The organism is Psychromonas marina (genome assembly GCF_030161115.1).
GTDB classification, from domain to species: domain Bacteria; phylum Pseudomonadota; class Gammaproteobacteria; order Enterobacterales; family Psychromonadaceae; genus Psychromonas; species Psychromonas marina.
The window spans coordinates 480,003-505,529 of record NZ_BSPQ01000002.1 but is presented as its reverse complement, the minus strand read 5'-3'; the positions used below and the strand labels follow the sequence as shown (position 1 = coordinate 505,529).

Genomic DNA, 25,527 nt, shown 5'->3' with positions numbered 1-25,527 from the left:
TTTTTAATTTTATGATAGATCTGTTTAATTTCCTCTATTTTTCTCACATATACAACCCTCTTTACCTAGAAAACAGCAACACGCAGGGTTAAAATTTAAAAGCCGTTATAATTGTAGCTGCAGAATGATTTAAAGAGGAAATTAGCTTATTTAATAAGGTGATATGAAAATTTTTAAAAAATAAATATTGTTCAGTGGTGTCGAGCAAATGTTTAACCTAGCCGATGCTTTGCTGAGCACCTGCTTGCTTATGCCAAAAGCATTAAATATTGAAGATCTAATAACCTCTTCTCCCTATTTTCAAGGAGCAGTATTATCGTATTGGAAGTATTAACAGAAAATAAAATGAGTTGGTATGGGTATAACGATAACTTGTAGCGAGATGAAGTCCCCTAATCGACAAGTTAACGTTATATTGAAGAAACATTGACGCCGCTAAGCGTCAACTAATTTATTTGTAATTACGAAAAGCACACCTCGCCATTATCGTAGCTAATATCAACATGTTGTACTTGCTGATCACGTTTTAAATCAAAACTTAGCCCTGTTTCAAGCCACGCTAAATTTGAAACACTGACCACGGAACCAGAAGTTAAATTGTGTACGACCGCTACCTGTAAGTGCTTTTCTTCAGAACGCACAATCGAATAAGCTAAGTTACGTACTGCAGGGTTATCAGGCGCATAACCACGTAATAGCTGCACATCCTGATTAACCAACATTTGCTGATGAAAATCACTATCGTTTTCAATATGATAATCAAGTGACAAACTGTCATTAATCACTCTGCCATGACACCCTATCATGCGTGCAAGTGGTCCGGTCATTGGGTTCACACATTGATTGTCTTCATCTAACCCTGCGTGCATACCGCGTATGTGCCAGACTAGATCTAAGGGTTTATTATGTGGGTTATGCACATGGTTAAATTCAATCGCAATATCACCTAGCCATAAAAGTTGACGGCGAAAACGTACGTCTTTATAGGCATCAGTATCCCACTGAACAATCGTATGGCTATCGACTTCTGGCTGTTCACCACACCAATCTGTTTGCACATCCAACCAAGTGAAATTATCTTGCTGATTGTAGTGATTCACAGAGGGCGTTGCTGGCGGTTGATTTTCTTGGTCAACGGCTAAGGTATTATGTGTCAGCGTATTTTTATAATAACCATAATGTAACTCTGCACCGTAACCGGTGGTGCCTAAGTCAGGTAAAATCTCTTTGCCATTTCGGCTTAAAATCAGCCCTAAACGATCATAATGGTCATGCTCTCCGCCATAGGGTGAATGCTTAACTAATAGCATATTATCGCCACTTTCTTGGTACATAATGGTGATACCAGATTGTTCAGCATGGAAAGATTGGCAACTAAGTAAAGGCGCATCAGGCAAGGTATCGACGCCGTATAAGAGTGCTTCTATATTATTACGCTCTTTGCTCAGGTAGATGTTTTTTAGTGCCGAGGCAAAAAGCGGATCCTTAAATTGGTTATAAGCAAATTCGAAAAGGTGATGGTGGTTAAGCTTTTCCTGACCAGCAATACAGTCATTCAAACGCGGAAAGTCACCCGTATTTATCAACAATTTCAGCGGAAATGCCAGCATAGTATGAAAGTTTGGATGTGATTTTAATGAATACTGTGTTTTGTGTGCCAATTTTTCAAAGTTAAGCAGTGCTTGCAATGCATAATAATGATAATGAATCGAGCCTTCAAACCATAACCCTTCTCCCTTCATGCCATGCTCTAACTGATAAGTTAAGCCATAGGGTGTATTGACAGCAAAGTCGATGAAACGTGGCTCATTAATAATTAAACCAATCACCCCAATCGTTGCTGAAATTTTCATTTCATGGTTATGCAGTTGATCACTGCGATGTTGCATTAAAAACTCTGCGCCCTCTCTTAATAGGCGTTGCTCAATATACTCGCGTTGTTTAGCGGTTAGATTATCTTTAATAAAATCATAGCCTCTTGCAAAATCAATATTACAATTAGCTTCACAAAGGGTTTGTGAATTTGCTTTGCCAGGACCGTTATATGGAATGCCACCATGCTCTTCATAACCGGGATAAAACTCAGCATAACCCAGTAAAATTTCTTTTACTTTGGTCAAATAAGTTCGTTGTTGAGTTATCTGCCATAACAAACCAAGATCATTACATGCTTTGGCATTCAAACCATTTAGACCACGCCACCAAGCACCATCGTAGGGTTCGCCAGTTAATATTTCCCCATCTACCGCACAAAGGTGCTCAGTGGGTTTGTATCTATCCCATGTTAAGCGCACACCATGATTAGGACAAAAATAGTATAGATTCCACGTAGCGCGAGCATCGGGTGGCACTAAGGTCTCTGAATTTAAGATCACTTTATTTTCCTCAATAATCTGAGAAATTAGCGCGGGGCTAGTTTTTTGACGAATTTTAACCATTTCTTTTGGCGTAAATTGCAACATTATAGAGGTACCTTTATAAAATTTGTGAATGATGAAAGTTGAAATAGTTTTTAGCATTCCGATAGCAGATGTTTTCTACGGTTTGTAAAAGAAGGTGTGGATCATTTGGGATTTCGCCAGTGTCTACCCACTGACCCAGTAAGTTACACAGTATTCGGCGAAAGTAATCATGACGAGAAATCGACAAGACACTGCGTGAATCGGTCAACATACCAATAAAGCGCCCTAATGCGCCGAGATTCGCTAAGTCTTGAAGCTGCTGCTCCATCCCTAATTTATGATCATTAAACCACCAAGCAGCGCCTAACTGTATTTTCCCAGGCGCGGCATCGCTGTCCTGAAATGCGCCTAATATGGCACCTAATACATGGCTGTCTTTGGGGTTGACGCTATACAGAATTGTTTGTGGTAACGCGCGTATTTCATCTAACGAATTCAATAAATGGCAGAGATTAGTGGCAATGGCATTGTCGTTAGCCACACTAAAACCACTGCCCGCGCCGAGACTGTGCAGACGGCGTTTATTCACATTAGCAAGCACACCAATATGAACCTGCATAGACCAACCATGTAAGTCATAGGATTCACCAAGGACTTTAAATACAGCACTCTGAAATTGTGTAATTTCTAGTACAGAAAGGGATAATCGATTAAGTACTTTGAACATGATGTCGTCTAACACATCACTGCAAGCGTATGCGTACTCAACCACTTTGAGGCCCAAATCGGATAAGTTGCAATGATGCTCTGCAAAATACTCAACCCGACTCACCATCGCTTCGGCATAGCTACTAAAATCGACAATGTCGATATTGGTGAGCATCGTCAGTTGCTTAAGCATCACATTAAATTTTTCTACATCTTCAATAGCGAATAGTCCATCCGCTCGGAACGTTGGCAACACTTTGATAGGAAAATCAGACTGGGCAATTTTACGATGATAACGAAGATCACTAAGCGGATCATCGGTGGTACACAGCGTATCAACATTACGACGCATCAATAGCTGACGCATTGAAAATTCCGGTGTTTTTAATAAGGCATTACAGTGCTCCCATATAGCAGCACAGTTTTCACTATTGATTAATAAATCAAGATTGAAATAGATTTTTAACTCGAGATGGCACCAATGATAAATGGGATTACCAATCAAATAAGGCATGATTTCACACCATTTTTGAAATTTTTCATACTCATAGGCATTGCCGGTAATAAAGTGCTCATTAACACCATTACTTCTTAATGCTCGCCACATATAATGGTCACTGCTTAACCAAGCTTCCGTCATCGATACATAATGAATATCGTTATAAATATCTTTGGCATCTAAGTGGTTGTGGTAATCAATAATTGGCATCTCGGATGCACATTGATGATACAAATTTTTTGCTATATCACCCTGTAGCAAAAAGTCTTTATCTATAAACGTTGCCATAACAAAGCTCTTCCTAAATGAATACGTTGGTGATCACTGTTGATAAAGACACGCCGTTAATAAAGGTATAATCGACTACTACTGTACTTTATTACGTCGCGATGAGACTCAGTGAACAACCATTAGGTATTAATATTTACCCAATATCTGCATCAGTATTCACCTTGAATGAGATGCAGATAATGGGTACGAACGCCTAGCTAGACGTACGAGGGTTTAACGTTGTAACCGTTGTTTTTCTTGCACTTTTTAATAACAGCGCGCCAACAGAAACAATCACCGCACCACAGAAAACGAACGCCATACGGCCCCAGAATTCATTAGGGATAAGTACCATTAAGGTCACTAGCGCGCCAAAGATAAGAATTAACTTACCCAACATGTCACGTTGCTGGCGATCCATTTCATCTTGACCAGGGCCTGAGATAACAGGTGTTTCAACATCATCCCAGAATTCAGTTAGCTCTTTACTACGTTCGCCCACTGGCGCTTTGTAGAAACGTGTTGTTAAGCAGAAGAAACCACCAGTAATAACCAGATGACCTACAATACCTAACAAGACTTTTAAGTCTTTCGCTTCACGACCCGTAAACGGAGCATCAAGACTTAACCAGCTATTAACCACTTCAGCTGTAATAACAAAACTCACCATGTAAGAGACAACAGCACCGACTAATAGCGTTGCCCAACCTGCCCAGTCCGGTGTTTTCTTAATGAAAATACCAAAGAAAAGTGGCACTAAAATTGGCATTTGTAGCAACGTACTAACATACATCATTGCATCAAACAGACTTAAGCCACGTAACGAGTTGATAAACAATGCGACACCGATGATCAATACACCAAAGACGACGGTTACAAACTGACTCACACGCATTAACTTCTTGTCATCTGCCTTTTTATTAATAATTGGCAAATAGAAATTGCGCACAAAAACACCAGAGTTACGATTCAGACCAGAGTCCATTGAAGACATTGTTGCTGCGAATACAGCTGACATTAACAAGCCAACCATGCCAACAGGCATCGCCTTCTCAACAAAAACAAGGTAAACAGCATCAGCCGCTTTACCACCTAACTCTGCAGCATGCGCTGTTGCAGCATCAGGGTAGATAACCGCAGTTACCCAAGGAGGTAGGAACCAAATAGCCGGACCCACTAACATCAGAACAAACGCAAGTAATGCCGCTTTTCTCGCATTAACCGAGTCTTTTGCTGTTAGGAAACGATAAGAATCTTGCATGTTATTGATGTTTTGCAATTGCTTAACAAACATGAAGATAAACCAAGAGATAAACAGTAATGGGTAATTCATCCCAGAGCCCATAATGCTTTCAGCAGGGAACTGCTCGATAAGATTAGATGGGCCACCGATTTTAACTAACGCTGCAATAGCACAAACGACGGTCACCGCCATGATAACAACCATCTGTACAAAATCGGATGCAACAACGCCCCAAGCCCCACCAAGTACAGAAATAAACAGTACGATTAAACCGGTCGCGACAATGGTCGTTTCGATATCGATTTTAAATACCGCACTTACAAATAGCGCAAGACCGTTTAACCAAATACCCGTGTAAACAATACTGGTTGGCATCGTTGCCCAAGTAAATACTTGCTCATTTGTTGCACCAAAACGGCGACGAACACCTTCAATCGGCGTAACAACACGCATTTGACGGAAACGGTACGAGAAATATAACCAAGACAGCAGGAATCCAAACGCATTGGCCATAAATACAACCATGATTGGAAAGCCATCAGTAAATGCTTTACCAGCTGCCCCGGTAAACGTCCAAGCACTGAACTGTGTCATGAAGGCAGTTGAACCTACCATCCACCACAACATCTTACCGCCGCCACGAAAGTAATCACTTGTCGATGTACCCGCAAAACGTTTAAAAATGACACCTATCGCTATCATAAAGATAAAATAGACGCCCACTACCACCATATCAATATTCATTCTTACACCTTCCTTGTTTTTAGTTTTATAATACAATTCAAATTAATTAATTGAAATACTGTTTCATTATTATTCAAAATGAGATTTTATAAAGGAGTAGAGCCCCTACACGTGACTTATATCTCAGAAAAAAAAAGGTTCTGATAACGCGCTCACATTTATATTAAGGCAAAGGCAATGAAGCTCAATTGAAGGTGGAACTCATGGGGATGGTGTAGAGTGCCTTTTTAGACTAGAGAACGCATGAGTAAGCGACGTTTAATTGAGGAAAATATTTGAACAACAATATTAGCGTTGAAGGAATGGTACGCCACTCGACAGCAATATCACGTAAGCAACTGTTCTACATGACTGCATAAAAGTAACCTAGGGTAGAATCAAAACAAGCAGTTAGCGCTCACTCATGGCACACTACATTTTATATGACCTTTATTTAACAAATATTAACCTCGATTTTGCACAAGATGGGGTGAAAAATCGGTTAGCTTTTTAACAAATAATCGAAGTGAAAGTAATGCTGAAGGTATGATGGAATGAGAAAAGGATTGGTCCAATAGGAAGACGATAACCTGCAATGATTCGATGACAGATTATCGTCTTATTCTTGCTTTATCTGCAGGGATAATACCCAGCTAACAAAGACTTGTTATAACGTTATGCTAATAATGATTGTACGTATTCTTTAATCACTTCATCTTGGCAGTTTTCAAAGAAACAAGCTTGGAAACGTTCGCCTGATACCGCTGTTTTAACTAACTCTTGATCGATAGCACGTAACGAATCTAGGTAGTTATCTTTTGTAACCGCTGCTTTAACTTGGTTTAAAATACCCGCGTTTGCTTGCTGAGGTACAACACGCTCAAGTGGATAACCTTGGCCACGTTCACCCGTTGTGAATGCTTTTTCGAAAATATAACGAACATTAAGTTCAGCGCCCCAACCAAAACCTTTAGCAAATGCTAATGCAAGTGCATTACCATTATTGATTTGGTTGAATAAAAATGCGTCTGACGGATCTAAACAATAGCCACAAACGATACCAGGATGAATATTTAAAGACATCATCGCGCCTTGGCCCGTACCACAGCCTGCCACAACAAAATCAACAGCTTTAGCATTAACCAAAATACTCGCCATAATACCTAAGTGGATATAAGTTAAGTGGTGATCGTTTTCATCACTCATGCCCACGTTATAAACAGGGTAACCTAAAGGACCGACAACAGTTTGTAGTTCATTTAATACCGTTGCATTTTTACCCGCTTGGCTATTTTCCATCATTAGAGCTATTTTCATTTTTTTCTCCTACAGCTGTGGCTGCATTTAAATTAAAGTTACATTAAACAAATTTTATTGAGTTAAACAAAGTCTTTACGCATCGGGGTGAAGTTATCAATAAGTACCCCTGCTTCTAAGCACACACAACCGTGTTCAATATTTGGTTCTTTATACATAGTGTCACCCGCTTTCACGATTTTCACTTGCTCACCAATGGTGAATTCAAACGCACCAGAAAGCACGTAAGTTAACTGTTCATGCGGATGAGAGTGCATTGGACCTATCGCTTCTTTTTCAAAATGCACTTCAACGGCCATCATATTTTCGCTATGTGCTAACACTTTACGTGAGACACCGGCACCGAGATCTTCTAATTTAATATCGTTGTTATATATAAACATGAGCTACCTACCTAAATTTAATTAATGACTACTATTTTCAATTAAAATACGTTCTTCACGCAACATGCGTAAAACGGTTATGCTATTGATGACGATGACGGTCGCTTCTAATAAAGTACCACCGATTGAACCGACTAAAATATTATTGATTAACCAACAAACAGAGCCCATTAGGAACGCAATTCTCATCGCTATGCCTTTCAACACAAAGATAGAATAAGTGCCAATTACCATGCCTAAAATGGGCAGCAAATCCCAAACAGAATCCGCTAAAAACACCCCAATCACCAAGCCAACGGCAATGAAAGCACTCGCAACTAACTTTGATGAAACATAGATTGATGTTGCTGTTCTAAGCGCAGAAACCAAGGCGCTTAATGCAGACACTAATGTTCCTAATAATAAAAAGTGAACCACATGGTTAAGGTTAAATATCAGCATCAAGATCTTCAACTTTCTATCATCTTTTTGATAGAAGGTTGAAACGCCTAATATAAAGCTGATAAAACCAAATATTTGAGCAATTAATAGCTGATCTAGCATGGTTTTACCACCGTCATATGCATATTATTTAGCGTGCTAACCAACCACCATCTACAGCGATGGTATAACCGTTGATGTAATTAGCCGCATTAGAAGCTAAGAAAACACATGGGCCCGCGACATCTTCAGGAGTACCCCAACGATCAGCTGGAATACGTTCAAGTATTGCCGCATTACGCGCTTCATCGGCACGCAGTGCTTCTGTATTGTTGGTCGCCATATAACCGGGCGCAATCGCATTAACATTAATATTATGTTTTGCCCACTCATTCGCCATCGCACGTGTAATACCCATTACCGCACTTTTTGATGCCGTATAAGAAGGTACGCGGATGCCACCTTGGAAAGAAAGCATAGAAGCGATATTAATAATTTTACCGCCATGGCCTTGTGCCATAAACTGCTTGGCAACGGCTTGAGACATGAAAAATACGGTTTTAGAATTGATGTTCATTACGTCATCCCAATTCTGTTCAGAGAAATCAACCGCATCTTCACGACGAATAATGCCGGCGTTATTCACCAACACATCAATTTTTCCAAACTTAGCAATCGTTTCTTCGATAATGCGAGGAATATCATCTTGCTTAAGAAGATTGGCACGAACATCTAAAAAGGTATGACCTGCTTCATTCATCTTTTCAATTGTTTCTGTTGGTTCAATGTAGTTAACACCAACAACCTGACAGCCAGCTTGTGCTAAACCTAGCGCCATACCTTGCCCTAAACCAGTATCACAACCGGTTACAATTGCGACTTTACCTTTTAAACTTAATGCGTCAATAATCATACTATATCCTCAACAGAGTCCATTTCTGTAAACAATTCATCCTGCTCACTACGAGCCACTTAATATACACAAATAAATTTAAGACATCAAATTATTTATGAACCAATGTTTCAATAATTAGATCCCGCTATTTTACTTGCCTTGCACCCTTTCATGTCTAATGTTTTTAAAAAACACTTCATAAAAACACTATAAAATTTGTTTCGCAAGGGATAATGTGCATAATTGTAATACAATACAACATAATAGAGTGAAATATGGGAAGTATGATAGGAAAAGTAAATCAGCCTGAATCGGTCTCTTCAGTACTAAAAGTGTTCAGTATTCTTCAAGCATTAGGCGATCAAAAAGAGATCGGTGTCTCTGAGTTGTCACAACGTTTAATGATGTCAAAGGCAACAACATACCGATTTCTACAAACAATGAAGACACTGGGTTATGTCGCACAAGAAGATGAAGCGGATAGGTATTCATTAACATTAAAGTTGTTCGAATTAGGCGCACAATCACTTGAGTACGCAGACCTAATTAGTTTGGCGGATAAAGAGATGCAGGCTATTTCTGAACAAACCAATGAAGCATTACATCTAGGTGCATTAGATCACGAGTCGATTATCTATATTCATAAAATAGACTCTAACTATAACTTAAGAATGCAATCAAAAATCGGACGTCGTAACCCACTTTATAGTACCGCTATTGGTAAAGTATTATTAGCAGAGCGAGATGAAGCCTTTATTCGCACGACATTATCAAAGGTAGAATTTATTAGGCACACAGAGAAGACGCTTGAAAATACCGAGCAATTACTTTCTGAGCTTAAAATGGTCAATACACAGCATTATGCAGAAGATAATCAGGAACAGGAACCAGGCTTACGTTGTCTTGCGGCGCCCATTTATGACAAGTTTGGTGTTGTTATCGCAGGTGTATCAATCTCATTTCCTACGATTCGCTTTGATGAAAAACGCCTACCTTATTATGTAAACCTTTTACACCAAGCAGGTAAAAATATTTCATCTCAATTGGGATACCCGCATTATCCAGTAAGCTAATTTAGATGATCTAGCTTGTGATAAAGTCGAATTACGCCGTGTGCACTGTTTTATTGGGCTCGATTAAATAAGATCGTTAGCCCCTTTATCCCCTTCAACAATAAACAGCCTTTAGAAGCCACTGATTTTTTCAGTTGAAGTTTTATGCAAAGCAACTTAAAAGTTCAATGGCTCTCACATCATGCAATAATGCTTGCTACTTCACGAATTAAAATAGCCAGTTCATCCCACTGTTCATTATCAATCAGATCATTCGGTATCATCCAAGTCCCACCACAGGCAAGCACACTAGGGATAGATAAATAATCATTCACATTGCTTGGATTAATTCCACCCGTTGGCATAAAACTAACTGGGTAAACGGCAGCCAATGATTTTAGCATTGCTGTGCCACCAGAGGGTTCCGCAGGAAAGAATTTAACCGTATCTAGCCCCATTTTAATTGCTTGCTCAACAAGACTTGGGTTATTGATACCGGGAATAATCGTAATATTACGTTGTTGACAGTATTTAACTGTCGTTGGGTTAAACCCAGGACTAACAACAAAATCAACCCCAGCTTCGATTGATTGATCAACCTGCGCAGTGGTTAACACTGTTCCCGATCCGATTAACATATCAGGAAAAGCACGACGCATCGCTTTAATGGCATCGGCAGCTTGCTCTGTTCTAAACGTAACTTCTGCACAGGGTAAACCATTTTCACATAAGACTTCGGCTAACTTAGCCGCTTTGGCAGCATCTTTAATCGCAATAACAGGTACAATTTTTATTTCAGATAATCTTTGGTTCAAGGTTTTCATTTTAATCTCCATTAAATAGTCGGCATTTTATCAACTGAAATCACCGCGCCACGATGTTGTATCACAGTGCCAGCTAAAGTATGCCCGGCCAATGCTGATGCTTCAGGTGTTCCACCTAATAGCCTTTTCGCTAAATACCCAGCACTGAAAGAGTCACCTGCGGCTGTTGTATCAACAACATTATCAATATAATGCGGTGCAACGCTGATCATCGAATCTGCCATCACGACATAACAATCTTGCTCGCCGCGTTTAATGACAATCTCTTTTACACCAAGTGCTTGTGTACGTTCGATCGCTTGCTGCTCGTTATCATCACCATAGAGCATTTGTTCATCATCAAAGGTCAGAAATGCAATATCAGTAATCGCTAAAATTTGTTGATAACAGGTTTGGGCTGCTTCGATACTTTCCCATAATGCCGGGCGGTAGTTATTATCAAACACTATTTTCACGCCACTTTTTCGACAAATGGTGAGCATGTTAATTAATACTTCTCGACACGTATAAGACAAAATTGCGAAACTAATACCACTAAGGTAGATCATGCCATAGTCACGCAACTGTTGTGTTAAGGCGACAAGATCACGCTCTTTTAGCCAATACTTTGCAGCCGAATCATTACGCCAATAAAAAAAGCTTCGTTCACCATCTTCAGCAGTTTCAATCGCATACATACCAGGTAGCTTATGTTCTGAGAGCTTCACTAAATCAGTGTCTATCCCCTCTTCATTCCACGCACGCAACATTTCAGCACTGAAGGGATCATGCCCTAATGCGCTGATATAAGAAGTAGATATCCCTTGTTGCTGGGTCAGCCTCGATAAATAGACAGCCGTATTTAACGTATCGCCGCCGAAACTCTGCTCTAGCGCATTCAAATTTTTATTTAATTCAACCATGCATTCGCCAATCACAGCGATACGGGTTACAGAAGTCATAAAATTACCCTTTTACTTCGTTTCATTAAGATCGGAAAAACAAACCGATAACAATGACATTTAAAATAAGTCTTGATATGAAAGAAATGAACATCGCCATGATTTAATGGAGTGTTCATCCTTATCATATTACGCCAAATTTTTAGCGAGCTAGCCAACCACCATCTACTGCAATTGTGTAACCATTAATATAATCAGCAGCATTTGACGCTAAGAAAACACAAGGTCCGGCAACATCAGCAGGCGTGCCCCAGCGATTAGCAGGGATACGTTCAAGAATCGCAGCATTACGATCAGCATCAGCGCGCAACGCTTCTGTATTGTTGGTTGCCATATAACCAGGGGCAATGGCATTAACATTGATATTATGTTTTGCCCACTCATTAGCCATCGCACGAGTGATGCCCATCACCGCACTTTTTGATGCAGTATAAGAAGGTACGCGGATACCACCTTGGAAAGAGAGCATAGAAGCAATATTAATAATTTTACCGCCATTGCCCTGTGCAATAAATTGTTTTGCAACAGCCTGTGACATAAAGAATACCGTTTTAGAATTGATATTCATTACGTCATCCCAATTTTGTTCAGAGAATTCTAACGCATCCTCACGACGAATAATGCCGGCATTATTTACTAAAATATCTACTTTACCGAAGGCAGCAAGTGTTTCTTCAATGATACGCGGGATATCATCTTGCTTAAGCAAGTTTGCACGCACATCTAAAAAGGTATGCCCTGCCGTATTCATTTTTTCAATCGTTTCCGCTGGTTCAATATAGTTGATTCCAACTACCTGACAGCCAGCTTCCGCTAAACCAATTGCCATTCCTTGACCCAAACCAGTATCACAGCCAGTCACAATAGCGACTTTACCTTGCAAATTTAATGCGTTATTCATCATTTACATTTCTCCTCATTAGAGAATTAGTTAATTATTTTCAATGTAATTATTAGCGATACGTCAAATATACACAACAATTACAAAAACTCAACCTTTTTATGAAACGCCGTTTCATAAAACAGCGCAATTATTATAAAAACAGGTTAAACCCTCTTAGCACTTCAACGTAATGAACAACGACTATCGACTGAAACAGTGGCTAGGCACCAGCATAAGCGAGTAATTAACGGCTTAGCCGTTTTTATAATAGGTAATAAAAACACAACAAAAAACGACCTGTACCCTTTAACTTTCTATGGAATAACAATAAAGCCTAATGTGGCTTTAGGCGGCAACACTCACATCGCACAATCGCCGCCACCTAATATTTTGAAAAGACCTTAAGTAATGACTAGCCCTTCTTTGATTACAAAAATAAATATCATAAAGATAATTTACAAAACAGAGACCAACACCACAAAAAATACCACAATAAAAATGAAACAGTGATTCAGTTTACACAAAAGGCCCGTTGCAGTTTACTTTTTATACTCTGTTAGCGTTTAATAAATGCATATTATTAGCGATAAATATTTAAAACCTAAAAACTAAACCTTTCCAATCTTTGATGGAGTAGAGATAAATATGTCAACAGTGAAACTTAAAAACCTGGTGAAAAGTTACGGAGACGTAACTGTTGTTCAAGGTATAAACCTAGAAGTTAAACCAAAAGAGTTCGTTGTACTTGTTGGGCCTTCTGGTTGTGGCAAGTCCACAACGCTTAGAATGCTTGCTGGACTAGAGGAGATTAGTGGTGGAGAAGTAAGTATCGCAGAGCGCGTTATTAATGATGTTGCACCAAAAGACAGAGACGTCGCGATGGTGTTTCAAAATTATGCACTTTACCCACACCTAACGGTCGCTGATAACATCGCATTTGGTTTACGTATTCGTAAAGTGCCAAAAGATGAGATTCGTAAAATAGTGACAGAGGTAGCTGAAACGCTTGAGCTAACACCGCTTCTTGAGCGACGCCCAGCAGATCTTTCTGGTGGTCAACGTCAACGTGTTGCCATGGGCCGTGCAATCGTACGCCATCCAAAAGTATTTTTATTCGATGAACCCCTCTCTAACTTAGATGCAAAACTAAGAACGCAAATGCGTGCTGAAATCAAACAGCTTCATAAACGTCTTGGCGTGACCAGTGTTTACGTTACCCATGACCAAGTAGAAGCAATGACATTGGCAGACCGTATTGTGGTCATGAGCAACGGTAAAATAGAGCAAGTGGGTACGCCGATGGAGCTATTTAATAGCCCGGCAAATACGTTTGTTGCCACATTTATCGGTTCACCACCCATGAACTTAATCGAAGCGACGGCAGAAGTTAGTGACGCCGGTTGTTATGCATTGTTTGAAGGTCAACGTTGTTTACTACCAACTCTTAGCCAATTGAGCAATGGAGAGGAGATTATCATTGGTATTCGCCCTGAGTATATCGATATTGAGCCAACTGAAAATGCTTCTGCTATCAATGTCAGCATTGACTTAGTAGAAACACTCGGCTCAGAAGCGTTGTTGCATTGTAAGTTCTTAGGTAAGCCATTTGTGATTAAGGTTGAAACACATGGTCAACTGACTCATTTAGAGAGCTTAAATAAACTTTATTTCCGTCAAAATGCCATCACCGTGTTTGATAAAAAAACAACAAACGCAATGATTGCAGCCGATAACAAATAGGTTAGAGAATATTATGGAAGATATAAATCATTCACTAAGCACACCAGAGCCCATGCTATTGGTCAAATCAAGAAGAGTTGTTAAACACTTAAGAAAAGAGTGGCAACTTTATCTGATGTTATTACCGACCATTATTTGGTTTATCGTGTTTCTTTATAAGCCGATGTACGGCTTACAAATTGCTTTTAAAGACTACAGCGTTTTTAAAGGTATTACGTCTAGCCCTTGGGTAGGTCTTGAACATTTTTATACCTTGTTCAATAACGACCAATTCATTCGTGCGATTCAAAACACGGTCATGATAAGTGGAGCGAGCCTGATTTTTGGTTTCCCAATACCCATTATCTTAGCGTTAATGTTTAACGAAATAATCAACCCTAAGTTTAAGAAAACAGCCCAAACGATTGTTTACTTACCGCATTTTATTTCGGCAGTAATCATTGCAGGTATTGTTATTACCGCGTTTGCCCCTTCCACCGGTGTTATCAACTTGATGCTAAATGCAATGGGTTTTGACTCGGTCTATTTCTTAACTAAGCCTGAATGGTTCCGCACTATCTTCGTCGGCACCGGTATTTGGCAAGAAGCAGGTTTTGGTTCAATTGTATTCTTAGCGGCAGTGGCAGGCGTTAGCCCATCACTTTATGAATCAGCGGTGGTTGACGGCGCTTCACGTTTTCAAATGATGTACAAAATAACCATTCCTTGCATATTACCGACCATTTTAATCATGTTGATTATTAAGATTGGTAACATTCTTGAGGTCGGTTTTGAGATGATTATCATGCTCTATCAACCAGCAACCTACGAGACGGCAGACGTAATAAGTACCTTTATTTATCGTCAAGGTCTACAAGCTGCACAATATGATTTAGCCGCTGCAGCAGGGTTATTCAACGCTGTTATTGCATTTTTACTTGTGATTACTGCTAACACAATCAGTAAGCGCGTTTCTAAAACGTCTCTTTGGTAAGGAAATATTATGAGTTTTAAAGAAAATATGAACTTGTATTCAAAAGGCGATAAAGCGTTTGTCTATTTGAATATGTTCTTAATCGCGATGTTTACAGCAAGTACGCTCTACCCGTTTATCTACGTTGCCTCTTTGTCTTTCAGTTTAGGCGATGCGGTAACAGCCGGTAAAGTTTTCCTTACTCCGGTAGATTTTACCGTGGCGGCCTATGAAATGGTGGTGTTTGATCCCGCATTCTGGACATCATACAGAAATACATTCATCTATACCGTTGGCGGAACATTAACCAGCCTACTGTTCATTATTCCATGTGCTTACGCACTATCTCGACCGCAGTTAGCGGGCCGTAAATATTGGAATATGATGATTGCTTTCACCATGTGGTTCAATGCCGGCATGATCCCATTTTTCTTGAACATGAGAGATTTAGGATTACTCGATAGCTACTTCGGTATCATTATCGGCTTTGCCTGTAACGCGTTCAATATCATCCTGTTAAGAAACTTCTTTGAAGCTGTACCGGCTTCATTTGAAGAGGCTGCTCGTATGGATGGCGCCAATGATTTCCAAGTGTTATGGCAAGTATTCATTCCACTGGCGAAACCGGCTATTGCCACCATTACCCTGTTTTGTATCGTTTCACGCTGGAACGGTTTCTTCTGGGCAATGATCTTATTAAGAGATGAAGAAAAAATCCCTTTGCAAGTGTATTTACGTCAAATAATCACTCAGTTAAGTGATGATGATACCTTTGCAAGCTCGTTAATAACCTCTGCGTACTCATTTGAAACAGTGAGCTCAGCAATTATGGTGCTGTCAATTATTCCAGTATTGCTTGTTTATCCGTGGGTACAAAAATCGTTTAACAAAGGGATCATGTTGGGGGGCGTAAAAGAATAGAACACTTACAACACTTAACACTTACAACACATAACAATCACCACCAATGCCTATACGGGAGTGTATAGGCTACACAATGTATGAACACAAAATGGAGAAGTATTATGCGAATGGTAAAAAACCTAGTAACGTCAATTATTCTAAGTTCTGCTGTTATTGCAGTACCTGCAATAGCGACATCAGCTGACGGTGCTTATAAAGTATCAGAGAAACCACTGAAACTTGATATTCATTTTCACACTAAAAAATTCGTTTACGATAATAACTGGTTAGTAGAAAAAGAGGCGGCGAGGTTAACCAACGTACAATTAAATAATGTTGCTTCAATGACAACAACAAAAAGTGAAGAAGCATTTAACTTACTTATTGCAGGTGGTGATTTGCCTGATATCGTGGGTGGTGATTTTATTAGAGATAATGTAAATCGTTATGGTCCTGAAGGTGCATTCGTTCCAATGAATGATCTAATCGATAAATATGCGCCTAATATTAAGGCTTTCTTCGATAAAAACCCAGATATTAGAAGCTCCATTTTAGCTTCAGATGGCAACATTTATTACATTCCATATCTGCCTGACGGTAAATATGGTAAAGGTTACTTTATCCGTACTGACTGGCTTAAGAAGCTAAATCTTAAATCACCTGAAAACGTGGATGAGCTATACAAAGTATTAACGGCTTTTCGTGATAACGATCCAAACGGCAACGGTAAAAAAGATGAAGTGCCAGTATTTATGCGTAACTGGGAAGAACTCATTCGTATGGTAACCCTGTGGGATGGTCGTACATCTGGCTCAGATGTGTTCCATGATTTCCACGTTGTTGAAGGTGAGCTTCGTCACGGCTATGTGGGTGAAGGTTACCGAACTGGTATCCGTAACCTAGCTAAATGGTATAAAGAAGGCTTGATCGATGCTGAAGTATTTACACGCGGAAGCCGTTCACGTGAATTTTTACTGTCGAATGACTTAGGTGGTATGACACACGATTGGTTTGCGTCAACGACCGGTTATAATGATTCACTGAAAGATAAAGTAGAGGGCTTTGAGTTTAAAGCACTAGCTCCACCAGCTAGCATTTCAGGTGTACGTGTTGAAGAACATCGTCGTGCTAAAGTTAAGAATCAAGGTTGGGCAATTTCATATACTAATGAAAACCAGATTGAGACAATGAAGTACTTTGACTTCTTCTTTACCGAAGAGGGTCGTCGTTTAGCTAACTTTGGAATCGAAGGCAAACAGTATGACATGATCGATGGCAAGCCAATTTTCAAAAAAGAGATACTTGAAAATAGTGCACCTGTTGTTGCTCAGCTTTGGGAAGTGGGTGCACAGGTTCAGCGTGGATTCTACCAAGACTATTCATATGAGCTACAGTGGTCAAATAAATACGCACTTGAAGCTATCGCGTTATATGACCAAGGTGACTACCTACTTAAGCCATTCTTAGGTGTTGCTTTAAATGAAAAAGAGAAAGCCGTCTTCGATAAACGTTGGATAACTATTCGAGATTACATGTTGGAAATGCAACAAGCTTGGGTACTTGGTTCACGTGATATCGATGAAGATTGGGATACTTACATCGCTCAAATCGATAGAATGGGTTACGACAGTGTTGTTAAAGTAATGCAATCTGCTTATGACCGTGCTTACAAAAAATAATTAACCATTAAATTGCGTTAATTATCTGTATTAATAGGGCAATAGTGAAAACTGTTGCCTTCTTTTTTTGTCCATTTTCTGCTTATGCAGAAACTGATTTATAAATCTAAATTAAGCTGTTTAACCTGTTCCTCCGGCTTTAACATCACACTTACCCCTAGCAATCTTATCTCTCTCCCTTGCTGTCTTTGCAAAATTTCCTGTAATAGCTCACGAAAATACGCCAGTTCAAGCTCACTGTGTATATGCTCTATTGTGGTGAGCTGAAAATCAGCAAATTTAATCTTGATGCCCTGCTTGATGATCGCTTTCTCAGATGAAACACGTGCAAGGCGTTTATCGAGTTCTGGATAAAGCTTCTCTTCAATATACTGCCAACATTCATCAAAGGTATTAATGTTAACTGCAAAGGTACGCTCTACACCGACAGATTTACGTTCCCTTTCTGTAATTACTTCACGCTCATCGATACCATGACTAAAGTTCCAGAGTGATCCGCCCATGCGGCCAAATTGTCTCAGTAATTCATGATAATCACTGTTTTTTATATCTTCGCAGAGATAAAACCCGGCATGATGCAACTTTTCCAAACTGACTTTACCCACCCCCGGTATTTTCTCCAGAGGCAGCGTATCAATAACCCCTTGAACATCACTCGGCGGAATGACAAATTGCCCATCGGGTTTATTCATATCGGAAGCCACTTTGGCTAAAAACTTAAGCGGCGCAACCCCTGCTGAGGCCGTCAGGTTTAACTCTCGGTGAATATCTTCTCTTATTGCTTGCGCAATCAATGTCGCAGAGCCATGGTGCTGGGGACAATCAGTCACATCAAGAAAAGCTTCATCTAAAGATAATGGCTCTATCAAGTTCGTATAACGTTCAAAAATAGCGCGGATTTGTACTGAGATTTCTTTATAAACCTGCATACGCCCTGGCACTACCTTTAAATGAGGGCACAATTTCAACGCATGTGCCGTTGGCATTGCAGAACGCACACCATATTTGCGCGCTTCATAATTTGACGTACTAATCACGCCACGTTGTTTTTCATTTCCCCCCACCGCGAGAGGAATGTCCCTGTAGCTAGGTTCGTCGCGCATCTCTACCGAGGCAAAAAATGAGTCCATATCGATATGAATTAACTTCTTCATTTTTTTAGCCATTGGCAATATTAGTTCATTTTTTTCAATCATATTAGGTACTTGCCATCTTGCTACACGCTCACTTTGAACAACATTTTTGCTATAACAATATATTAATGTCTTGTTTTACACATAATAATGCAGCTCACCCTCGTTGCTATTAAACCTTAATGTATAACAATAACTGTTTATAAAGACAGTCATATTGTCTGTCATTTTTGCGAAAATGCAACTTTTTATCTTTACTCATGAAAAGTTGTACCGCTGTACTTTATATCAGCAACAAAATGCTTTTTTTTTAATCAATATTATAATAAAGCGATAGCCCCCCCTGTCGAAATAGGTATACTACGCCAATAATCGCAGTCACCAAATAAGAGAAATATTATGAACACTTTAGAAGCACTAAGCGCATTTTCAAACGATGTAAAACCAACGCAAACATTATGGGCACTGCAAGATGCAAAAAGTGAAGATTGGGTAGTACTGGATTCACTGCAGTTCGAAGAAACAGAAGTGATGCCACTATGGTCTACACAAGCACTTGCACAAGTGCACTGTGTTGAAGAGTGGAAAGATTATGTTGCAACAGCAATCACACTTGCTGATTGGTTTGAATTTTGGGTTGATGATCTATTAGAAGACAATGTTGTAATTGGCTTAAACTGGGGTGATGAAGGTAATGATCTTGAAGTTGATCTTGCTGAATTAACACAAGTGCTAACAGAGATCGAAGCACTTTAATTCACCACATTGCAGTATTAAAAACTGATTGAGAAGACAATTAATGTTGTGCTTCTCATTATCAAATCCCCTTCTTCGCGCACCACCACGATAAAATCCCCTTGAAAATTTTGCTTAAGCAGATATCTATCGTTAGAATATCGCAACTTTAATTAGCATAAGAATGAAAATGTCTGAAAACAGTGTAACCATTGGATTAAGTGATCCTAAAAGTGCAACAAATGTAGGCGCGGTGATGCGTGCAGCGGGCTGTTATCAAGTCGACAATGTTATCTATACCGGCACACGCTATGATCGTGCAGTTAAACTTAATACTGACACAAAAAAAATGCGTACATTGATTCCGCTCAGCCAGCAACAACACCTACTTGATAATAAACCAGACGATGTAAAAGTAGTGTGTGTTGACCTTGTTGAAGGCGCAATCCCCTTACCTAACTTTAGTCATCCAGAAAAAGCGCTGTATCTGTTTGGACCTGAAGATGGCACCCTGAATCAAAAGATAATAAATCAAGCTGATGCTGTTGTTTATGTACCCACGATTGGTTGTATGAACCTTGCTGCGACAGTTAATGTTCTTTTGTATGATCGGTTATCAAAATCATCGCAATTTGTTACTGATAATGAATTAATCAAAAAAAGCCGTGATAACAACAACCGAGTTAAAGTAAAAAACCCTGCAAATAAATAGTCATTGGTGGTAAATAACCACCAGTCATTATTTAGAGCTCATGGTAGATAAAATAAATATCTCAGTAACATATTAATAACAAAAGAAAATCCCATTAAAACATTGATACACCACAATTTTATTGCGAATAACTGATTTTATTTTTAAAATACAACAGCGTTATGCTTATCAATAGGTATAATAGACTTCTGATGAGTAAGATTATTAAATATACAATGATAAAAGGTATAATAAATGTCGAATGTACTTGAACTAGTAAAAAATGCACGTCGTAAAAATAAATTAAAACGCGAAATTCTAGATAATACTAAAAAAATTCGTGATAACCGTAAACGAGTTGAATTACTAGGTAACTTAACAGATTACATCACAGCTGACATGGATCAGAATGATATTAAAGCGATCATTAAAAACATGTTATGTGATTATGAAGACCGTGTTGATGACTACATCATCATTGGTGCAGAGCTTTCTAAAGAACGCCGCGAAGTGAATAAAAAAATTAATTCATTTAAACCAGTTGCACCTATTAAAAAATAAATTAATAGCCTAATGTTATTAATAATAAAGGGGGGATTTATCCTCCTTTTTGCTATCTATAATTCCAATATTCCCCATCAAATGAGCAAATATGCGTATAAAAATGAATGGGTACTGATAGCAATCCTACAAATGACTAAAATTAGGCAGTAAATGATATGTTAAGTAATATCTCCTCGGTTGCACTTGCTGATAACGAGATTCATATATGGGCAGTCAATCCCAAACAGATATCCGAACACCCTTCATTAAGAGCACTACTGTCTGATTCAGAATGTCAAAAAATTGATCGCTATCGCTTAAGTAGCGCTAAGCACACCGCCTTGATCACGCGTTCTTTTATCCGCTTACTACTCTCTCAATATGCGCCTGTCGCACCGAAATCGTGGCAATTCAGCGTCGGAGAATTAGGTAAGCCAGAAATCACAAACGCCCCACTCCCGCTACGATTTAATTTAAGCCACAATGATGAATTAATTATTTGTGCAGTTTGTTTAAATAAGGATATTGGTTGTGATATTGAAAATTTATCACGAAAGATCAGTGTTAATGCTATTGCAGATCGTTTTTTTTCCAGTGATGAAGCGCAACGAGTAAAAGCCTCACCAAAGCAATTTTTTGAGTATTGGACGTTAAAAGAATCTTTCGTGAAAGCAACCGGCCTTGGTATTAGCCAAGGATTGGAGACATTTAGCTTTGCAGTAAATGCCTCAACAACGGCTAACTTCAACGATAATATAGTGTTAACCTTTAATGAAAAGTGTAAGCAGCAGTCTCCGCAACATTGGTATCAAGCACTATTATTCCCCGACAATAAACACTGTATTGCTGTGTCGATAAATAATAATAAAACGCTAGAAAACAAACCTGCTATCCAGCTATTTTCAATGGAGCAAGGTGCATCACTGTTTAACCGTTAAAGGGTGGCACTGTTTTGATGAAGTGTTTATCGGTACGCGCGATATCTAATAAACGCGTCAGAGTCGTTAGTTTTTTAAGGTCAATACGATCGCGGTAAACTCCCCAATCTAAAAAACAAGCAAGACGAATGAGCCCATCAGATAATGGAAGCTGCGCCTCGATAGGTGATTCGTTTAATGCGATCAATCCTGATAAGACACGTTCGTTTTGACGTGTTAAATAGCTACTTTGCTCAATCGTTATTTCGTCCATCTTCTCCAAAAAGAAGACATTAACACACGCATCCATTACCGTATTGGTCATATTGAAAAGATCAAAGTCAACAATGTCGTCCATATAAGCCACACCCGATTTTTCACGTAGGTAACGTAAAATAGAGCTCGAGTCGGTTAACGTGATATCGCCATCAACCAGTAAAGGAACCTTTTTCGTGGGTGATATCTCAGCACTTTGGGTTGCGTCTGTTTCAATAAATTCACACTCAATATCCGCTTGTAATAATGCAATACGACAATGGCGCACGAAGGGAGAAGTATAACTTCCATAAATTTTCATATCGTTCCTTTTTAACTTCATCATCAACATACTCCCCCTGATATAAAAACACGCTTAATTGAAGACAGGAGTGAGTTAGCTATAACAATGCCAAGCGAATACTTGGCATCTCAATCGGATTTTATTTCATGCTAATAAACTGTACCGCAGCCATAAATCCCTGATCCGTTTTTTCAACCCGTAATAATGTTGCATCTGCGTCTAAAGGGGGGAAACGATCATCTGCCGTATCGAGTTTAATATGTACTTTATCACCCTGCTTAAAATTCACATCAGTAAAGGTGATTGACATGCCTGTGCTACTTAAATCTTTACAGACTCCTTGAGCAACTGCAGTGTCTTTTGTTATTTCAATCCCGACATCCAATTCCATACGTCGAAATGAACGTTTATCTTCTTTGGCAAAAAACATAACCTCTCCAAATTATTAGCTTATATCAAGTAAAATGGATTAAATGGATTCATCCTGCAAGTCTATTATTACTCTTTTTCAGTACTTTGAGAGCTTAAACATTATTTTGGGTTAGGTAGTCCAAAATCTCTACAGGTAAAGGTTGCAAACGTTTCTCTTTATCCAAACACACCATTTCAATATCACCAATCACAGCAGGTTTAGTTGCACCAGGACGCCATACTTCTTGACGCCATAGGGTTTTATATTTGCCATCTAATTTGAAACTGGTGCGAATATCACAGACTTCTGCAAACTCGACGCCATCTTGAAAAGTCATGTTGGCTTTATAAACAGCAAAACCTAACCCTTTTTCACGCCATAGTTTGTCTAAACGATCACTATCGATCACATGCTCACGAGCACGCTCAAAATATTTTAAAAAATTAGGGTGATAAACAACACCAGAGTGGTCTGTATCTTCATAATAAATCTGTACTGGGTGATGAAACACTTTACTCGTCACAGTGTGCCCTTTTGGTTAATAATGTTTAATAGCTGTGTTGATGCATCTTCAAGTAGATCAAGTACCAATTCGAAACCGGCATCACCACCATAATAGGGGTCAGGGATTTGATCAGTCTCTGCTTGTGCGTAACTAAGGAAAAGTGCAATTTTATACTGTAAATGGCTTGGACAAATCGCCTTCAGATCAGCAATGTTACTGTTATCCGCTGCGAGAATGAGATCAAAATACTCAAAATCATGCGCCGTCACCGGTCTTGATGTGATGCCTTTAAAGCTATAACCACGTGCTTCACCCGCAGCCATAGAGCGCTTATCAGGTTGGTTGCCTTGGTGGTTATTAATTGTGCCCGCAGAATCAATCTCGATATCAATGGCCATTTTTTGGGCCGTCGCACGTAATACCGTTTCTGCTGTGGGCGAACGACAAATGTTACCTAAACAAACGACTAATATTTTTTTCATTTATTCATTCCTGTATTCATGCCAATATAATTAAACATTGAGGGTGTTAAAGGTTGCGTATTATAAAACTCAGCACAAGCATCAAGTAGCGCAGCAGTACGAGCCGAAAAACCCTTTTCTAAATAACCTAATAATTGTGCATGTACTTTATGTTTAAACCCAAGGCGATCAATCTCAATCCCACTTAAGTTATCTGCACTAACATCAAATTTAAAACCACAACTCATCGCAACGGCCCACTCTATTGCTTGAGGCACGATCTCGACTTTTTCAAACTCTGCTTGCTGACATGCTGTTCTTCCATCGGGTTCATACCAGTAACCGTAATCTTCAAGTAAGCGACGTTTTTCACCTGCCACTAACCAATGGGCTATTTCATGTAGTGCGCTGGCATAAAAACCATGTGCAAAAACAATACGATGAAATGGGTGCTGTGAATCTTCAGGCAGGTAGATAGGCTCATCGTTGCCACAAATAAGTTTAGTATTATATGTATTGAAAAAAGTAGATTCAAAAATATGAATCAAATCTTGATAGTAAAATGTTTTAGACAAAATGATTAACCGATTAAAAGTTTGTATTATTTTCTTTAAATTATACACTTAGGGTAATTTAATTTATATAAGAAGATCTTATGTCACTGTTAAGCAAAATCCGCTGCGCATTCACCCTTGGACAAGGGCTATTAATCGAAAATAAAGCGCTACAAGAAACCGATGATCCAATCGCTTTTTTCAAAGATTGGCTAAAAGAAGCAGAAAATAGTGGCATCATCCTACCTGAGTCTATGTCTGTTTCTAGTTGTACGGCAGAAGGTCGTCCCTCTTCGCGCATGGTATTGCTTAAAGAGGTTGATGATAAAGGTTTTGTTTTCTTCACTAATTACAACAGCCGCAAAGCAGGCGAGCTAGAAGAAAACCCTTTTGCAGCGCTACTATTTCACTGGAATATGTTACAGCGTCAGGTGCGTATTGAAGGTCGCATAGAGCGTATTAGCGAGCAGGAATCAGCTGATTACTTCCATAGTCGTGGACGCGGAAGCCAAATTGGCGCATGGGCTTCTCATCAAAGTGATCTACTTGAAAGCCGTGACGTGTTAGCCGAGCGCGTAAAAATGTTTGAAGAGAAGTTTAAAGGACAACAGATTCCACTGCCTGAGTTTTGGGGCGGTTATCGTGTCGTACCTGACAGAATTGAGTTTTGGCAAGGTAAAGCAGACAGATTACATGATCGATTTATCTATCAACCAACGAAAAATGGTTGGGATATTACGCGTTTGAATCCTTAAAACATAGCCGTCAGCGTTTAGCTGTCAGCTATCAGTCAAAAATTAGTTCCCATGTTTCTCGTGGGAGTTTCATGTCTAATGAACATAATGGATGCAACGTTTGTTGGTTTGTCGGCATAAACACCGACCTACAGGTGGATCAGAATAAACCGTAGGTCGTGGCTTTAGCCCGACAGTTTTCTAGCTCCAGTTTGCGAATGATTAGCGTTGGAAACACAAAGTATCAGCGTTAGCTTGTCGGCATAAATACCGACCTACAGGTGGATCAGAATAAACCGTAGTTCGTGGCTTTAGCCCGACGGTTTTCTTGCTCCAGTTTGCGAATGATTAGCGTTGGAAACACAAAGTATCAGCGTTAGCTTGTCGGCATAAATACCGACCTACAGGTGGATCAGAATAAACCGTAGTTCGTGGCTTTAGCCCGACGG

Annotated in this window: 26 protein-coding genes; 10 read left to right on the top strand and 16 right to left on the bottom strand. The window is 39.4% G+C overall.

Going from position 1 to position 25,527, the window contains the following annotated elements:
* Positions 1 to 461 precede the first annotated feature (461 nt).
* The 7 genes from QQK09_RS06460 to kduD (QQK09_RS06430) form a co-directional block, all read right to left on the bottom strand.
* Positions 462 to 2,462 (bottom strand): heparinase II/III domain-containing protein, encoded by a 2,001-nt coding sequence (locus QQK09_RS06460; protein WP_284203294.1) that lies wholly within the window; start codon positions 2,460 to 2,462, stop codon positions 462 to 464.
* Positions 2,463 to 2,475: 13 nt separating this feature from the next.
* The gene (uxaC, locus tag QQK09_RS06455) at positions 2,476 to 3,897 is read right to left on the bottom strand and encodes a glucuronate isomerase (protein WP_284203293.1); all 1,422 of its coding nucleotides are present in this window, start codon (positions 3,895 to 3,897) and stop codon (positions 2,476 to 2,478) included.
* Between the two features lie 196 nt (positions 3,898 to 4,093).
* Positions 4,094 to 5,866 (bottom strand): sodium:solute symporter family protein, encoded by a 1,773-nt coding sequence (locus QQK09_RS06450; RefSeq protein WP_284203292.1) that lies wholly within the window; start codon positions 5,864 to 5,866, stop codon positions 4,094 to 4,096.
* Between the two features lie 654 nt (positions 5,867 to 6,520).
* The gene (locus tag QQK09_RS06445) at positions 6,521 to 7,162 is read right to left on the bottom strand and encodes an RpiB/LacA/LacB family sugar-phosphate isomerase (protein ID WP_284203291.1); all 642 of its coding nucleotides are present in this window, start codon (positions 7,160 to 7,162) and stop codon (positions 6,521 to 6,523) included.
* Between the two features lie 62 nt (positions 7,163 to 7,224).
* Positions 7,225 to 7,545 carry a cupin domain-containing protein gene (locus QQK09_RS06440; protein WP_284203290.1) on the bottom strand — a complete coding sequence of 107 codons (321 nt, stop codon included), beginning with the start codon at positions 7,543 to 7,545 and terminating at the stop codon, positions 7,225 to 7,227.
* A gap of 21 nt (positions 7,546 to 7,566) precedes the next feature.
* Positions 7,567 to 8,088 (bottom strand): YgjV family protein, encoded by a 522-nt coding sequence (locus tag QQK09_RS06435; protein WP_284203289.1) that lies wholly within the window; start codon positions 8,086 to 8,088, stop codon positions 7,567 to 7,569.
* 28 nt (positions 8,089 to 8,116) lie between these two features.
* Entirely contained in the window at positions 8,117 to 8,878 is a 762-nt protein-coding gene (kduD, locus tag QQK09_RS06430; RefSeq protein ID WP_284203288.1) for a 2-dehydro-3-deoxy-D-gluconate 5-dehydrogenase KduD, read from the bottom strand.
* Positions 8,879 to 9,135: 257 nt separating this feature from the next.
* On the opposite strand from kduD (QQK09_RS06430), the gene kdgR reads away from it, so the two are divergent.
* A complete protein-coding gene (gene kdgR, locus QQK09_RS06425; RefSeq protein WP_284203287.1) occupies positions 9,136 to 9,933 on the top strand; it encodes a DNA-binding transcriptional regulator KdgR in 798 nt (265 codons plus the stop codon).
* A gap of 179 nt (positions 9,934 to 10,112) precedes the next feature.
* Here the strand turns inward: kdgR and QQK09_RS06420 are convergent, their stop codons facing one another.
* From QQK09_RS06420 to kduD (QQK09_RS06410), 3 genes are all read right to left on the bottom strand, one after another.
* Positions 10,113 to 10,736 carry a bifunctional 4-hydroxy-2-oxoglutarate aldolase/2-dehydro-3-deoxy-phosphogluconate aldolase gene (locus QQK09_RS06420; protein WP_284203286.1) on the bottom strand — a complete coding sequence of 208 codons (624 nt, stop codon included), beginning with the start codon at positions 10,734 to 10,736 and terminating at the stop codon, positions 10,113 to 10,115.
* Positions 10,737 to 10,747: 11 nt separating this feature from the next.
* On the bottom strand, positions 10,748 to 11,677 hold the full coding sequence (kdgK, locus tag QQK09_RS06415; protein ID WP_284203285.1) for a 2-dehydro-3-deoxygluconokinase: 930 nt from the start codon (positions 11,675 to 11,677) through the stop codon (positions 10,748 to 10,750).
* Between the two features lie 142 nt (positions 11,678 to 11,819).
* Entirely contained in the window at positions 11,820 to 12,578 is a 759-nt protein-coding gene (gene kduD / locus QQK09_RS06410; protein WP_431312583.1) for a 2-dehydro-3-deoxy-D-gluconate 5-dehydrogenase KduD, read from the bottom strand.
* A gap of 627 nt (positions 12,579 to 13,205) precedes the next feature.
* Between kduD (QQK09_RS06410) and QQK09_RS06405 the strand changes: the two genes are divergently transcribed.
* From QQK09_RS06405 to QQK09_RS06390, 4 genes are all read left to right on the top strand, one after another.
* Positions 13,206 to 14,300: an ABC transporter ATP-binding protein gene (locus tag QQK09_RS06405; RefSeq protein ID WP_284203283.1), complete on the top strand. Its 1,095-nt coding sequence runs from the start codon at positions 13,206 to 13,208 to the stop codon at positions 14,298 to 14,300.
* Between the two features lie 13 nt (positions 14,301 to 14,313).
* Positions 14,314 to 15,273, top strand: a complete 960-nt coding sequence (locus tag QQK09_RS06400) for an ABC transporter permease (RefSeq protein WP_284203282.1) — start codon at positions 14,314 to 14,316, stop codon at positions 15,271 to 15,273.
* Between the two features lie 9 nt (positions 15,274 to 15,282).
* Complete coding sequence (locus QQK09_RS06395; RefSeq protein WP_284203281.1) at positions 15,283 to 16,173, top strand: carbohydrate ABC transporter permease; 891 nt, start codon at positions 15,283 to 15,285, stop codon at positions 16,171 to 16,173.
* A gap of 104 nt (positions 16,174 to 16,277) precedes the next feature.
* Positions 16,278 to 17,834, top strand: a complete 1,557-nt coding sequence (locus QQK09_RS06390; protein WP_284203280.1) for an extracellular solute-binding protein — start codon at positions 16,278 to 16,280, stop codon at positions 17,832 to 17,834.
* Positions 17,835 to 17,932: 98 nt separating this feature from the next.
* Here the strand turns inward: QQK09_RS06390 and dinB are convergent, their stop codons facing one another.
* Positions 17,933 to 18,988 carry a DNA polymerase IV gene (dinB, locus tag QQK09_RS06385; protein WP_284203486.1) on the bottom strand — a complete coding sequence of 352 codons (1,056 nt, stop codon included), beginning with the start codon at positions 18,986 to 18,988 and terminating at the stop codon, positions 17,933 to 17,935.
* Positions 18,989 to 19,366: 378 nt separating this feature from the next.
* Here dinB and QQK09_RS06380 point away from each other — a divergent pair, with 378 nt between their 5' ends.
* The 4 genes from QQK09_RS06380 to QQK09_RS06365 all read left to right on the top strand — a co-directional run bounded on the left by QQK09_RS06380 (position 19,367) and on the right by QQK09_RS06365 (position 21,874).
* Positions 19,367 to 19,723: a DUF2750 domain-containing protein gene (locus tag QQK09_RS06380; protein WP_284203279.1), complete on the top strand. Its 357-nt coding sequence runs from the start codon at positions 19,367 to 19,369 to the stop codon at positions 19,721 to 19,723.
* 169 nt (positions 19,724 to 19,892) lie between these two features.
* On the top strand, positions 19,893 to 20,414 hold the full coding sequence (locus QQK09_RS06375; RefSeq protein ID WP_284203278.1) for an RNA methyltransferase: 522 nt from the start codon (positions 19,893 to 19,895) through the stop codon (positions 20,412 to 20,414).
* Positions 20,415 to 20,648: 234 nt separating this feature from the next.
* Positions 20,649 to 20,954, top strand: coding sequence for a DUF496 family protein (locus QQK09_RS06370; protein WP_284203277.1), 306 nt, complete (start codon positions 20,649 to 20,651; stop codon positions 20,952 to 20,954).
* Between the two features lie 158 nt (positions 20,955 to 21,112).
* On the top strand, positions 21,113 to 21,874 hold the full coding sequence (locus QQK09_RS06365; RefSeq protein ID WP_284203276.1) for a 4'-phosphopantetheinyl transferase family protein: 762 nt from the start codon (positions 21,113 to 21,115) through the stop codon (positions 21,872 to 21,874).
* On the opposite strand, the gene QQK09_RS06360 is transcribed toward QQK09_RS06365, so the two are convergent.
* The 5 genes from QQK09_RS06360 to QQK09_RS06340 all read right to left on the bottom strand — a co-directional run bounded on the left by QQK09_RS06360 (position 21,864) and on the right by QQK09_RS06340 (position 24,365).
* Positions 21,864 to 22,430 (bottom strand): glutathione S-transferase family protein, encoded by a 567-nt coding sequence (locus tag QQK09_RS06360; protein ID WP_284203275.1) that lies wholly within the window; start codon positions 22,428 to 22,430, stop codon positions 21,864 to 21,866. The genes QQK09_RS06365 and QQK09_RS06360 overlap by 11 nt on opposite strands.
* A gap of 121 nt (positions 22,431 to 22,551) precedes the next feature.
* Positions 22,552 to 22,842: a PilZ domain-containing protein gene (locus QQK09_RS06355; RefSeq protein ID WP_284203274.1), complete on the bottom strand. Its 291-nt coding sequence runs from the start codon at positions 22,840 to 22,842 to the stop codon at positions 22,552 to 22,554.
* A 94-nt stretch (positions 22,843 to 22,936) separates the two neighbouring features.
* The gene (locus tag QQK09_RS06350; RefSeq protein WP_284203273.1) at positions 22,937 to 23,347 is read right to left on the bottom strand and encodes a thioesterase family protein; all 411 of its coding nucleotides are present in this window, start codon (positions 23,345 to 23,347) and stop codon (positions 22,937 to 22,939) included.
* A complete protein-coding gene (locus QQK09_RS06345) occupies positions 23,344 to 23,811 on the bottom strand; it encodes a low molecular weight protein-tyrosine-phosphatase (RefSeq protein WP_284203272.1) in 468 nt (155 codons plus the stop codon). The genes QQK09_RS06350 and QQK09_RS06345 overlap by 4 nt, the downstream gene beginning before the upstream one ends.
* Entirely contained in the window at positions 23,808 to 24,365 is a 558-nt protein-coding gene (locus QQK09_RS06340; protein ID WP_284203271.1) for an elongation factor P hydroxylase, read from the bottom strand. The genes QQK09_RS06345 and QQK09_RS06340 overlap by 4 nt, the downstream gene beginning before the upstream one ends.
* Before the next feature lie 80 nt (positions 24,366 to 24,445).
* Here QQK09_RS06340 and pdxH point away from each other — a divergent pair, with 80 nt between their 5' ends.
* The gene (gene pdxH, locus QQK09_RS06335; RefSeq protein WP_284203270.1) at positions 24,446 to 25,099 is read left to right on the top strand and encodes a pyridoxamine 5'-phosphate oxidase; all 654 of its coding nucleotides are present in this window, start codon (positions 24,446 to 24,448) and stop codon (positions 25,097 to 25,099) included.
* The last annotated feature ends 428 nt before the right edge of the window (positions 25,100 to 25,527 follow it).